This is a genomic window from Streptomyces griseiscabiei (genome assembly GCF_020010925.1).
Lineage (GTDB): Bacteria > Actinomycetota > Actinomycetes > Streptomycetales > Streptomycetaceae > Streptomyces > Streptomyces griseiscabiei.
Window position 1 is genome coordinate 967,914 of the sequence record NZ_JAGJBZ010000003.1, and the last position, 11,599, is coordinate 979,512.

An 11,599-nucleotide genomic window follows, 5' to 3' on the forward strand; every position below is an offset into this window, starting at 1 on the left:
CCCTTGTAGTACTCAAGGGCATCAAATAGTGGGTGCCCATGACTGAAGGACTCACCACATGCTGATCGCTCAGCGTCCCTCGTTGACCGAAGAGGTCGTCGACGAATTCCGCTCCCGGTTCGTGATCGAGCCGCTGGAGCCGGGCTTCGGCTACACCCTCGGCAACAGCCTCCGCCGTACGCTCCTGTCGTCGATCCCCGGTGCCGCTGTCACCAGCATCCGGATCGACGGTGTCCTGCACGAGTTCACCACCGTGCCGGGCGTCAAGGAGGACGTCACCGACCTGATCCTCAACATCAAGCAGCTGGTCGTCTCCTCGGAGCACGACGAGCCGGTCGTGATGTACCTGCGCAAGCAGGGCCCGGGTCTGGTCACCGCCGCCGACATCGCGCCCCCGGCCGGTGTCGAGGTGCACAACCCCGACCTGGTCCTCGCCACGCTCAACGGCAAGGGCAAGCTGGAGATGGAGCTGACGGTCGAGCGTGGCCGCGGTTATGTCTCCGCCGTGCAGAACAAGCAGGTGGGCCAGGAGATCGGCCGTATCCCGGTCGACTCCATCTACTCGCCGGTTCTCAAGGTCACGTACAAGGTCGAGGCGACTCGTGTCGAGCAGCGCACCGACTTCGACAAGCTGATCGTCGACGTCGAGACCAAGCAGGCGATGCGTCCCCGTGACGCCATGGCCTCCGCCGGCAAGACCCTGGTCGAGCTGTTCGGTCTCGCCCGCGAGCTGAACATCGACGCCGAGGGCATCGACATGGGTCCGTCCCCGACGGACGCCGCGCTCGCCGCCGATCTGGCGCTGCCGATCGAGGAGCTGGAGCTCACCGTTCGGTCGTACAACTGCCTCAAGCGTGAGGGCATCCACTCCGTGGGTGAGCTGGTCGCGCGCAGCGAGGCGGACCTGCTCGACATCCGCAACTTCGGTGCGAAGTCGATCGACGAGGTCAAGGCGAAGCTGGCGGGCATGGGTCTGGCGCTCAAGGACTCGCCTCCCGGGTTCGACCCGACCGCCGCCGCGGACGCCTTCGGCGCCGACGACGACGCGGACGCCGGGTTCGTGGAGACCGAGCAGTACTAGTCGCTCCGCGAGACGGCCGGATTCCGACTGCGGGTCCGTAGTGGCTGGTCGCGCAGTTCCCCGCGCCCCTTACGGGGCGCGGACCCTCCGGAGTCGAAAAGGACTCCGGATCTTCGACGGGCATCCGCCCGCTCGGATACTGACCCCGGTACCTGATACGGCCGGGGCAGACACCTAGGAGAAACACCATGCCGAAGCCCACCAAGGGTGCCCGTCTGGGCGGCAGTGCCGCGCACGAGAAGCTGCTGCTCGCGAACCTCGCGAAGTCGCTCTTCGAGCACGGCCGCATCACCACCACCGAGGCGAAGGCCCGCCGTCTGCGGCCGTACGCCGAGCGCCTGATCACCAAGGGCAAGAAGGGCGACCTTCACAACCGCCGCCAGGTGCTCCAGGTCATCACGGACAAGAGCGTCGTGCACACGCTCTTCACCGAGATCGGCCCGCGGTACGAGAACCGTCCGGGTGGCTACACCCGTATCACCAAGATCGGTAACCGCCGTGGCGACAACGCGCCCATGGCCGTCATCGAGCTGGTCGAGGCGCTGACGGTCGCGCAGGAGGCCACCGGTGAGGCCGAGGCCGCCACCAAGCGTGCGGCCAAGGACGCGGAGACCACCGAGGCCGTCGAGACCAAGGTGGACACCACCAAGGCCGACGACGCCGACGAGGCCGCCGAGGAGTCGAAGGACGCGTAAGCGTTCTGCAGCGGGCCCGTTCCTTTCACAGGAGCGGGCCCGCTTTTTCGTACCTGAGAGGATCTGTACGTGAGTGATGAAGCGGCGCCCGGTCATGTGCGCGTCCGGCTGGACCTGTCGTACGACGGGAGCGAGTTCTCCGGGTGGGCCAAGCAGGCCGGGGGGCGGCGGACCGTGCAGGGGGAGATCGAGGACGCGCTGCGGACGGTCACCCGGTCCCGGGAGACGTACGAGCTGACCGTGGCCGGGCGGACGGACGCCGGGGTGCACGCGCGGGGGCAGGTGGCGCATGTGGATCTGCCGGAGACGGTCTGGCGTGAACACCACGAGAAGCTGCTGAAGCGGCTCGCGGGGCGGTTGCCGAGGGATGTGCGGGTGTGGGCCCTCAGGGAGGCGCCCAGCGGCTTCAACGCGCGGTTCTCGGCCGTCTGGCGGCGGTACGCGTACCGGGTGACGGACAACCCCGGCGGTGTCGATCCGTTGCTGCGGAACCACGTGCTGTGGCACGACTGGCCGCTGGACGTGGACGCCATGAACGAGGCGGCGGCGCGGTTGCTGGGGGAGCACGACTTCGCGGCGTACTGCAAGCGGCGGGAGGGGGCGACCACCATCCGTACGCTGCAGCGGCTGAGCCTGGTGCGGGGGGACGACGGGGTGATCACCGCGACCGTGCGGGCCGACGCGTTCTGCCACAACATGGTGCGGTCGCTGATCGGGGCGCTGCTCTTCGTGGGCGACGGGCACCGCGGACCCGAGTGGCCCGGGAAGGTGCTGGCCGCCGGGGTGCGGGACTCCGCCGTGCACGTCGTACGGCCGCACGGGCTGACCCTGGAGGAGGTCGGGTACCCGGCCGACGAGCTGCTGGCCGCGCGGAGCAGGGAGGCGCGCAACCGGCGGAGCCTGCCGGGGGCACCCGGGGCCGGCTGCTGCTGACCCCGGGGCGGAGGGGATGGGGGCTACTGGCCGTTGGCCGCCGCGGCGGCCTGGGTCTGGCCCCGGCGGTGGATCTGGTCGAAGGTGGACTTGCCGAGGCCGTCGCCGGCCGCGAAGACGGCCTTGTCCTTCTCCGTCACGTCCTTGCCGTCGGTGAAGCCGGAGAGGGTGAAGTAGGCGTAGCGGCCGTAGGAGTTGGCGGTGGTCCGGCACACCGTCGTCCGGCAGAAGGCGGGGACGTCCTCACCGGAGAGGGAGACGATGGTGCTCTTCTTGTCCCAGTCGTCCTTGACCTTGGTCGCCTTCGCCTCGGTGTCGAACAGCGCGACGCCGATCGTGACCGCGATCTTCTCCCGGAAGTAGGTCACGCGCAGGAAGCGAGTGCAGTCGTTGCTGGTCAGCAGGGTGTCGAGGGTGCCCTGGACGACCGCGGCGCAGTCCTTCGTCGAGGCCGTGGGGCCCTTGCGGTAGACGAGGTTGTCGCGTGTGGTCAGCTGCGAGCCCGGGAAGAGGATGTCCGGGCTGATCGGCGCCTTGTCCTTGCCCGAGCTGGAGATGAACTCCTTCGGGTCCAGCGGCGGCGGGGCCGAGGTCGGGGCGAACGACGGGTCCGTCTTGGCGCTGGCGCTCGGGATGTCCGCGGCGGTCGGGAGGTCGTTCGGACCGTTCGCCGTGGTGCTGCCGCCGTCGGTGTTGACGACGGCGACGGCCACGGCGACGCCTATGCCGACCGTGGCGAGGGCGCCGCCGACGATCAGCAGGAGTCTGCGGCGCCTGTTGCGTGTTTCGGACTGCTCGGCGAGTGACGCCCAGTCCGGGGTCTGGTTACTGGAGGAACTCCACTGACTGTCCCACGGATTGTGGGAACCCCCGGGGCTCCACTGAGACCCCCCCTGCCCAAAGCTCATGGGGCGCAGTTTAGACGGGCGGGGGAAGGCCTTCTTCAGTTATGGGTCACGCCGACGGCCGCCCGGGGACGGCTTGTCCCGGTTGTGGCTTACGCCTTGTCCTTCCAGCTGGCGACGAGCTTGCGCGTGCTGTGGTCGCTGAGCGTCTTGTACGAGAAGACGTCGATCTGCAGCTTGTGCCCGTTGGTGAACTTCATGTCGCAGGTCTTGGTCTTGCCCTTGCCCTTGACGTTGCACTTGTCCATCGTCGGGTTCTTCGCGGACAGGTCGTCCACGATGACGAGGATGCCGGTGTTGCCCGCCTTGGTGTCCCAGACCTTGAGGATCTCGCCCTTGGACGTGAACTTCACCTGGCCGCCGGGCACCGAGTAGTGGCTCGACGCGGACGCCGTCCCGGCGCTGCCCAGCGTCAGCGCGACTCCGGCCGCGACGATCGCGGCGGCAACGTTCTTGCGGAACTTCATGTGTGAACCCCGTTGTTTGCAGCTTGCATGACAGAATCACGTACCTCGCGGCACGTGGTGCGGGATCGTATCGAACCCGAGGGCGAAGTCGATCAACGGGTGTCGTGGTCCCCCTCCGGAGGTCGTTTTGACCCGCCAGGGGCCGCCCGAGTACTCTTGCGGATTGTTATGCGTACTGGCTTGGTCGCTCTCAGGCGAGAAGCCCTTACGTAGGTTCCCTGGAGCAGTTACCAGTGGGCGGCATACGGGCAGCGTTCCCGGCACTGTCGTCCCCAGCTGCACGATCGCTTCAGTGATGCCATGTGTCAGCACCCATCCACTGAAGAAGAAGGCTGCGAAGTGCGTACGTACAGCCCCAAGCCCGGCGATGTGACTCGCCAGTGGCACGTCATCGACGCACAGGACATCGTCCTGGGCCGTCTGGCTACCACTGCCGCGAACCTCCTCCGCGGCAAGCACAAGCCGACCTATGCCCCGCACATGGACATGGGCGACTTCGTCATCATCATCAACGCCGACAAGGTTCACCTGTCCGGCAACAAGAAGACCCAGAAGCTGGCGTACCGCCACTCCGGCTACCCCGGTGGTCTGCGCTCCGTCCGTTACGACGAGCTGCTGGCGAAGAACCCCGAGAAGGCCGTCGAGAAGGCCATCAAGGGCATGATCCCCAAGAACACCCTGGGCCGTCAGATGCTCTCGAAGCTGAAGGTCTACTCGGGCGACCAGCACCCGCACGCTGCGCAGCAGCCGGTGCCGTTCGAGATCACCCAGGTCGCGCAGTAGTTCCGGCCACACCACCAAACAGAAAAGATCTGAGGAGCATCGTGGCCGAGACCACCGCTGAGCAGCCGGTCGAAGAGACCGAGACCGAGCTTGTCGACATCGACAGCTACACCACGGAGTCGGACGTCCCCGTCGAGGGCGAGTACACCTCCGAGTCCATGGCGTCCCGCTTCGGCGACCCGCAGCCGGCCGCTGGCCTGGGCCGTCGCAAGAACGCCATCGCCCGCGTCCGGATCGTCCCGGGCACCGGCAAGTGGAAGATCAACGGCCGCACCCTTGAGGACTACTTCCCCAACAAGGTGCACCAGCAGGAGGTCAACGAGCCGTTCAAGGTTCTTGAGCTCGAAGGCCGTTACGACGTCATCGCCCGTATCTCCGGTGGCGGTGTCTCCGGCCAGGCCGGTGCGCTCCGTCTCGGTGTCGCCCGCGCGCTGAACGAGGCCGACGTCGACAACAACCGTGGCGCCCTCAAGAAGGCCGGCTTCCTCCGCCGCGACGACCGTGCGGTCGAGCGCAAGAAGGCCGGTCTGAAGAAGGCCCGTAAGGCCCCGCAGTACAGCAAGCGCTAAATCTCGCGCTCGCAGCACCACGCGCATCGCCCCGGCGGCACGTTCCCGTGCCGCCGGGGCGGTTTGCTTAGCAGGATCTATCGCTTATCGCAGGCTTACGCACAGAGTGTCGGTACAACCCCTACAGGGGGAGGACAGTCTCAGGGGATGTACTTGGTCCAGGGAGTGCCGGGACACTCGTGGACACCTGGTACGAGCCGCACATTCTCAGCAATTCGGAGGACACCACTGTGGGACGACTCTTCGGCACGGACGGCGTGCGCGGTGTCGCCAACGCGGATCTGACGGCCGAGCTCGCGCTCGGACTCTCCGTCGCGGCGGCACATGTACTCGCCGAGGCGGGAACCTTCGAGGGCCACAAGCCGGTGGCGGTGGTCGGGCGGGATCCGCGGGCGTCCGGAGAGTTCCTGGAGGCCGCCGTCGTGGCCGGTCTCGCCAGCGCGGGCGTCGACGTGCTGCGCGTCGGTGTGCTGCCCACCCCCGCGGTGGCGTTCCTCACCGGTGAGCTGGGCGCCGACCTCGGTGTGATGCTCTCCGCCAGCCACAACGCCATGCCCGACAACGGCGTCAAGTTCTTCGCCCGCGGCGGCCACAAGCTCGCCGACGATCTGGAGGACCGGATCGAGGGCGTGTACGAGGAGCACCGCACCGGCGCCCCCTGGGACCGGCCGACGGGTGCGGGCGTCGGGCGTATCCGGTCGTACGACGAGGGCTTCGAGCGGTACGTCGAGCATCTGCTCGCGGCGCTGCCCAACCGGCTCGACGGGCTGAAGGTCGTCCTCGACGAGGCGCACGGTGCCGCCTCCGGGGTCTCGCCCGAGGTGTTCACCCGGGCCGGCGCCGAGATCGTCACGATCGGGGCCGAGCCGGACGGGCTCAACATCAACGACGGCTGCGGGTCGACGCACCTGGGCAAGCTGAAGGCCGCCGTCGTCGAGCACGGGGCGCACCTCGGCATCGCGCACGACGGTGACGCGGACCGGTGCCTCGCCGTGGACCACCAGGGCGACGAGGTGGACGGCGACCAGATCCTCGCCGTGCTGGCGCTGGCCCTGCGGGAGCGCGGGCAGCTTCCCGCGGACACCGTGGTCGCCACCGTGATGTCCAACCTCGGCTTCAAGCTGGCGCTGGAGCGCGAGGGGCTCAAGCTGGTGCAGACCGCGGTCGGGGACCGGTATGTGCTGGAGGAGATGAAGGAGCACGGGTACGCCCTCGGGGGCGAGCAGTCCGGGCATGTGATCATCTCCGACCACGCGACGACGGGTGACGGCACGCTGACGGGGCTGCTGCTGGCGGCCCGGCTCGCGCAGACCGGGCGTACGCTGCGGGATCTCGCCGGGGTGATGGAGCGGTTGCCGCAGGTGCTCGTCAATGTGCCGGACGTGGATCGGTCGCGGGTGTCCACGTCGGCGGAGCTGGCGGCGGCGGTTGCCGAGGCCGAGGGGGAACTGGGCTCCACGGGGCGGGTGTTGTTGCGGCCTTCCGGGACCGAGCCGCTGGTTCGGGTGATGGTGGAGGCGGCGGACATCGAGCAGGCTCGGGCGGTTGCCGGGCGGCTCGCCGATGTGGTGAAGTCCGCGCTCGGGTGAGTTGACGGCCGGGTAGCGGTGTGGGGTTCTGTGTGTTGCGGGCTGCGGGTTCGTCGTGGCTTGTCGCGCAGTTCCCCGCGCCCCTGAAAAGCAGGGGCTGCGCCCCCTGCTTTTCAGGGGCGCGGTCAGCGGGGCTTCGACCACAGCCACTTCTGCAGGAGCAGGGTGAGGGTGCCTGCCAGGATGATGCCCAGCAGGTTCAGGAGCAGTTGCTCCGTGGAGCCCACCGTCTGCTTGGTGTCTCCGTAGGCCAGGGCGACCGCCGCGTTCGCCGCCGCCGGGACCGTGGTGACCGAGATGGCGACGCCTACCAGGGCCCCGGACTTGGCCGAGGTCAGGGAGAGGGTTCCGGCGATGCCCGCCAGGACCGCCACGATGAACGAGAAGGCGTCGGGGGCGTAGACGAAGGCGGTGTTGGGGCGGTCGGCCTCCAGCTTGGCTTCCGTGAAGTAGCCGAGCGCGTCCATGAAGAGGCTGAAGCCCACCGTCACCGCCATCGCCACGGCGAAGCCCACCAACAGGGCGACGAGTGACCGTACGGCCAGCCGCGGGTGGCGCTGGACGATGGACGTGCTGATGCCGGCCAGCGGGCCGAACTCCGGGCCCACCGCCATCGCGCCCACGATCAGGACCGCGTTGTCGAGGACCACACCGCAGGCCGCGATCATCGTGGCGAGGGTGATGAAGGCGATGTAGGTGAGGGAGAGCGTCGACTCCTCGTGCGTCGCGTCCGTCAGATGTTCCCAGAGGACCGCGTCGGCGCCCTCGCCCGGCGCCTCCTTCTCCGCCTTGTCGGCGCGCTTCGACAGCGACAGGTCGATGTTCTCGACCGCGATCGAACCGGTCTCGTCCAGGCCCGACGCCCTGAGCGCGGCGATGAGTTCGTCGCCCGCCTCGCGGGCCACGTCGCACATCACGACGTCTCCGGCGGGGTTGCGGGCGGTGCCGGGCAGGACGACGAGATGGGTGGTCCCGACCGTCCCCTCGATCAGACGCACCACCTCGTCCGTCTTCTCGGACGGGGAGATCAGACGGAGATGCAGCATGCCCGCAGGGTAACCGGCCCGGTCGCGGCTACAGCTTGCGCAGGCTGAGACGGCGCACCTTGTGGTCGGCGCCCTTGCGGATGATGAGGGTGGCGCGGCCCCGGGTGGGGGCGATGTTCTCGACCAGGTTGGGCTTGTTGATGGTGCGCCAGAGGCCGCGGGCGTAGTCGACGGCGTCGTCCTCGGAGACCTGGGTGTACTTGCGGAAGTACGAGTCGGGCTTCTGGAAGGCGGTCTGACGGAGCTTCTTGAAGCGGTTGAGGTACCAGCGCTCGATGTCGTCGGCGCCGGCGTCGACGTACACGCTGAAGTCGAAGTAGTCGGCGAGACCGACGCGGGTGCGGCCGTCGCTGCCCGGCAGGGCGGGCTGCAGGACGTTGAGGCCCTCGACGATGAGGATGTCGGGGCGGCGGACCGTGAGCCGCTGGTCGGGGACGATGTCGTAGATCAGGTGGGAGTAGACGGGGGCCGTCACCTCGTCCTTGCCTGCCTTGATGTCGGCGACGAAACGGGTCAGGGCCCGGCGGTCGTACGACTCGGGGAAGCCCTTGCGGGAGACCAGGCCGCGTTCCTGCAGGTCCTTCATGGGGAGCAGGAAGCCGTCGGTGGTGACCAGTTCGACGCGCGGGTGTTCGGGCCAGCGGGCCAGCAGCGCCTGGAGGAGACGGGCGACGGTCGACTTGCCTACGGCCACGGAGCCGGCGACGCCTATCACGAACGGGGTGCCGGACTGGGAACCCTGTTCGCCCAGGAAGGTGTTCAGGGCGCCGCGCAGGCCGTCGGTGGCGCCCACATAGAGGTTGAGGAGCCGGGACAGCGGGAGGTAGATGTCCCGTACCTCGTCGAGGTCGATGACATCGCCCAGGCCGCGCAGCTTCTCGACCTCCTCGGCGTTCAGCGGGAGCGGCGTCTTTTCGCGCAGCGCGCTCCACTCGGCACGGGTGAGGTCGACGTAGGGAGTCGCCTCCGGCCTGGGCCGGTGGGCGCTCCGCGGCAACGAGGAGACCGGTGAGATCACAGTCCATTGTTAACGGAGTTTGAACGGGGTGGCGGCGTGGGGGCCGGTGGGTTCCGTCACGCCGGGCGGGGCACGGTACGGGGTTCTCCCTTCGCTGTGCGTGAACTGTGGCGAAGGTATGGACCTGAGGTGAGGGGAGGACTAGCGTCCGGGCGGTCGGGAGGGAGCCGCCTCCCGGTCTGCCAGGGGGAGATGGGGGAACGAGATGGCTTTCGGAGTACGTCTGACGTTACGGGGCACCGTTCGGCGGGGGTCTACGCGCGGTGACGCGGATCTTGCCGGGCGGGTGTGCAGCGAGCTCTCGGCGGACCTGCCGGACGAGGATCTGGGCGAGCACCTGGATGACGCGATTGACATGTACCGGATGGGGAGTAAGCCGCGGTGCGAGGAGGTCGAGTATCTGGGGATGGTGCGGGAGGCCATCGACCGGATCGAGGAGGGGGAGTGAGGTCGTCGGCCCGGTGCGGCCCGGCCCGGTCCGGGCCGGTGCGATTCGGTCAGGTGCGCCCCGGTGAGGTGATGTCGCGCCAGGCCGCCGGGATCGCGTCCGCCACGTCGTGGGCGCCCGCCGGGGCGCCGTCGGCGGCGTAGCGGCCCGCCAGACCGTGGAGGTACGCCGCCACGCTCGCCGCGTCCGGCGGGGCGAGGCCGGCCGCCAGCAGGGAGCCCGCCAGGCCCGAGAGGACGTCGCCGCTGCCGGCCGTCGCCAGCCAGGGGGTGCCGGTGGCGTTGACACGCACCGGGGCGTCGGGGTCCGGGCCGGCGATCAGGGTGGTGGAGCCCTTGAGGAGGACGGTGGCGTCGTAGGCGCGGGCCAGCGCGTGTACGGCGGTGAGACGGGCCGACTCGACCTCCTCCCGGGAGATGCCCAGCAGGGCCGCCGCCTCCCCGGCGTGCGGGGTGAGGAGGGTGGGGGCCGTACGCGTGCGGACCGTGTCGCGGTCGGCGAGGCGGAGGCCGTCGGCGTCCAGGAGGACGGGGACGTCGGTGGCGAGGGCCTCGGCGACGGGGGCCGGGTCGTCGCCCGCGCCCGGGCCCGCGACCCAGGCCTGGACCCGGCCCGCCTTCTTCGGGCCCGCGTCCGAGACCAGGGTCTCCGGGAAGCGGGCCAGGACGGCGTCGCCTGCCGCGCCCACGTAGCGGATCGCGCCCGCGCCGCCGCGCAGGGCGCCCGCGACCGCGAGGACCGCCGCGCCCGGGTAGCGGGCGGAGCCCGCCGCGATGCCCACGACGCCCCGGCGGTACTTGTCGCTCTCGCCGGTGGGGCGGGGGAGGAGGGCGGCCACGTCGGCGTGCTGGAGGGACTCCAGCGCGGGGGTGGCGGGGAGGGTCTCGTCGAGGCCGATGTCGATCAGGCGTACGGAACCGGCGTACGCGCGGGCGGGGTCGACGAGGAGGCCCGGCTTGTGGGTGCCGAAGGTGACGGTGAGGTCGGCGCGGACGGCCGCGCCGTGCACCTCGCCGGTGTCCGCTTCGATGCCGCTCGGCAGGTCCACGGCGATGACCGTGGCGGGGGAGGCGGTGAGGAGGCCCGCGAGGTGGGCGGCCTCGGGGCGGAGCCCGCCCCTGCCGCCGATGCCGACGATGCCGTCCAGGACGAGGTCGGCGCGGTGGAGCAGGGGGGCCGCGTCGGTGGGGGTGGCCGTGGTGCCGCCCGCCCGGAGGAGGGCTGCGAGGGCCTCGGGGTGGGTGCGGTCGGGGGCGAGGAGTACGGCGGTCACGCCCGCGCCCCGCCTTGCCAGGCGGGCGCCGGCGTAGAGGGTGTCGCCGCCGTTGTCGCCGCTGCCGGTGAGGAGGACGACGCGGCTGCCGTAGACGCGGGGCAGGGCGTCCGCGCAGGCCGCGGCCAGGCCCGCGGCGGCGCGTTGCATCAGGGCGCCGTCCGGGAGGCGGGCCATCAGGGCGTGTTCGGCTGTGCGGACGGTTTCCACGCGGTGGGCTGAGCGCATGGGACGAGTCTGCCTCGGGTCGGGTGCGGGTGGGAGGTGGGGTGGGAGGGCAGGGGCGCAGCCCCTGCCTTTAGGGGCGCGGGGAACTGCGCGACCAGCCACGTACGGTCCGCACTCGCCCTACGACCCGCACCCCCGAGCCATGAGGCGCCGCGCCCTCACCCCTCCGCGATCACCACCGCCGACGCCACCCCCGCGTCGTGGCTCAGGGAGATGTGCCAGGACTTGACGCCCAGCTCGGAGGCGCGGGACGCCACCGTGCCGGTCACCCGGAGGCGGGGCTGCCCGGACGGCTCGACATACACCTCCGCGTCCGTCCAGCGGAGGCCGCTGGGTGCGCCGAGGGCCTTGGCGAGAGCCTCCTTCGCGGCGAAGCGGGCCGCGAGGGAGGCGACGCCCCGGCGTTCCCCGCTGGGGAGGCACAGCTCGCTGGGGAGGAAGAGACGGTCGGCCATGCTGGGCGTACGTTCCAGCGAGGCACGGAAGCGGTCGATCTCGGCGACGTCGATGCCGACTCCGATGATGGGCATGATCCGCACCCTAGCCCCAGAGATCCGGCTCCAT

General features: G+C 70.0%; 13 protein-coding genes. 7 read left to right on the top strand and 6 right to left on the bottom strand.

The annotated features are described in order from the left end of the window. Window positions 1–58: 58 nt before the first annotated feature. The 3 genes from J8M51_RS38315 (at window position 59) to truA (ending at window position 2,709) form a co-directional block, all read left to right on the top strand. Complete coding sequence (locus J8M51_RS38315) at window positions 59–1,081, top strand: DNA-directed RNA polymerase subunit alpha (RefSeq protein ID WP_003966937.1); 1,023 nt, start codon at window positions 59–61, stop codon at window positions 1,079–1,081. Between the two features lie 188 nt (window positions 1,082–1,269). Continuing rightward, complete coding sequence (rplQ, locus tag J8M51_RS38320; protein WP_086752875.1) at window positions 1,270–1,776, top strand: 50S ribosomal protein L17; 507 nt, start codon at window positions 1,270–1,272, stop codon at window positions 1,774–1,776. 69 nt (window positions 1,777–1,845) lie between these two features. Next, entirely contained in the window at window positions 1,846–2,709 is an 864-nt protein-coding gene (truA, locus tag J8M51_RS38325; RefSeq protein WP_086752877.1) for a tRNA pseudouridine(38-40) synthase TruA, read from the top strand. A 23-nt stretch (window positions 2,710–2,732) separates the two neighbouring features. Here the strand turns inward: truA and J8M51_RS38330 are convergent, their stop codons facing one another. Together J8M51_RS38330 and J8M51_RS38335 are read right to left on the bottom strand one after the other, a co-directional pair. Then, window positions 2,733–3,617, bottom strand: a complete 885-nt coding sequence (locus J8M51_RS38330; RefSeq protein ID WP_236067749.1) for a hypothetical protein — start codon at window positions 3,615–3,617, stop codon at window positions 2,733–2,735. 89 nt (window positions 3,618–3,706) lie between these two features. Beyond that, on the bottom strand, window positions 3,707–4,081 hold the full coding sequence (locus J8M51_RS38335) for a hypothetical protein (RefSeq protein ID WP_086752879.1): 375 nt from the start codon (window positions 4,079–4,081) through the stop codon (window positions 3,707–3,709). 339 nt (window positions 4,082–4,420) lie between these two features. On the opposite strand from J8M51_RS38335, the gene rplM reads away from it, so the two are divergent. From rplM to glmM, 3 genes are all read left to right on the top strand, one after another. Beyond that, window positions 4,421–4,864 carry a 50S ribosomal protein L13 gene (gene rplM / locus J8M51_RS38340; protein WP_045559465.1) on the top strand — a complete coding sequence of 148 codons (444 nt, stop codon included), beginning with the start codon at window positions 4,421–4,423 and terminating at the stop codon, window positions 4,862–4,864. Between the two features lie 41 nt (window positions 4,865–4,905). Continuing rightward, window positions 4,906–5,433, top strand: a complete 528-nt coding sequence (gene rpsI / locus J8M51_RS38345; RefSeq protein ID WP_086752881.1) for a 30S ribosomal protein S9 — start codon at window positions 4,906–4,908, stop codon at window positions 5,431–5,433. 230 nt (window positions 5,434–5,663) lie between these two features. Continuing rightward, complete coding sequence (glmM, locus tag J8M51_RS38350; RefSeq protein WP_086752892.1) at window positions 5,664–7,022, top strand: phosphoglucosamine mutase; 1,359 nt, start codon at window positions 5,664–5,666, stop codon at window positions 7,020–7,022. 125 nt (window positions 7,023–7,147) lie between these two features. Here the strand turns inward: glmM and J8M51_RS38355 are convergent, their stop codons facing one another. Further along, a complete protein-coding gene (locus J8M51_RS38355; protein ID WP_086752883.1) occupies window positions 7,148–8,068 on the bottom strand; it encodes a DUF389 domain-containing protein in 921 nt (306 codons plus the stop codon). A 28-nt stretch (window positions 8,069–8,096) separates the two neighbouring features. Beyond that, the gene (gene coaA, locus J8M51_RS38360) at window positions 8,097–9,086 is read right to left on the bottom strand and encodes a type I pantothenate kinase (protein WP_086752886.1); all 990 of its coding nucleotides are present in this window, start codon (window positions 9,084–9,086) and stop codon (window positions 8,097–8,099) included. A gap of 286 nt (window positions 9,087–9,372) precedes the next feature. Here coaA and J8M51_RS38365 point away from each other — a divergent pair, with 286 nt between their 5' ends. Continuing rightward, window positions 9,373–9,534 (top strand): hypothetical protein, encoded by a 162-nt coding sequence (locus J8M51_RS38365; protein ID WP_179202903.1) that lies wholly within the window; start codon window positions 9,373–9,375, stop codon window positions 9,532–9,534. Window positions 9,535–9,583: 49 nt separating this feature from the next. Here J8M51_RS38365 and J8M51_RS38370 read toward each other — a convergent pair whose 3' ends face one another. Beyond that, window positions 9,584–11,035: an NAD(P)H-hydrate dehydratase gene (locus J8M51_RS38370; protein WP_267299860.1), complete on the bottom strand. Its 1,452-nt coding sequence runs from the start codon at window positions 11,033–11,035 to the stop codon at window positions 9,584–9,586. 158 nt (window positions 11,036–11,193) lie between these two features. Then, entirely contained in the window at window positions 11,194–11,565 is a 372-nt protein-coding gene (locus J8M51_RS38375; protein WP_086760144.1) for a holo-ACP synthase, read from the bottom strand. Window positions 11,566–11,599: the final 34 nt, after the last annotated feature.

Coding starts and splice junctions, on each gene's coding strand:
- J8M51_RS38315 (WP_003966937.1), top strand. CDS start 59: ATGCTGATCGCTCAGCGTCCCTCGTTGACCGAAGAGGTCGTCGACGAA.
- rplQ (WP_086752875.1), top strand. CDS start 1,270: ATGCCGAAGCCCACCAAGGGTGCCCGTCTGGGCGGCAGTGCCGCGCAC.
- J8M51_RS38330 (WP_236067749.1), bottom strand. CDS start 3,617: ATGAGCTTTGGGCAGGGGGGGTCTCAGTGGAGCCCCGGGGGTTCCCAC.
- J8M51_RS38335 (WP_086752879.1), bottom strand. CDS start 4,081: ATGAAGTTCCGCAAGAACGTTGCCGCCGCGATCGTCGCGGCCGGAGTC.
- J8M51_RS38355 (WP_086752883.1), bottom strand. CDS start 8,068: ATGCTGCATCTCCGTCTGATCTCCCCGTCCGAGAAGACGGACGAGGTG.
- J8M51_RS38370 (WP_267299860.1), bottom strand. CDS start 11,035: ATGCGCTCAGCCCACCGCGTGGAAACCGTCCGCACAGCCGAACACGCC.
- J8M51_RS38375 (WP_086760144.1), bottom strand. CDS start 11,565: ATGCCCATCATCGGAGTCGGCATCGACGTCGCCGAGATCGACCGCTTC.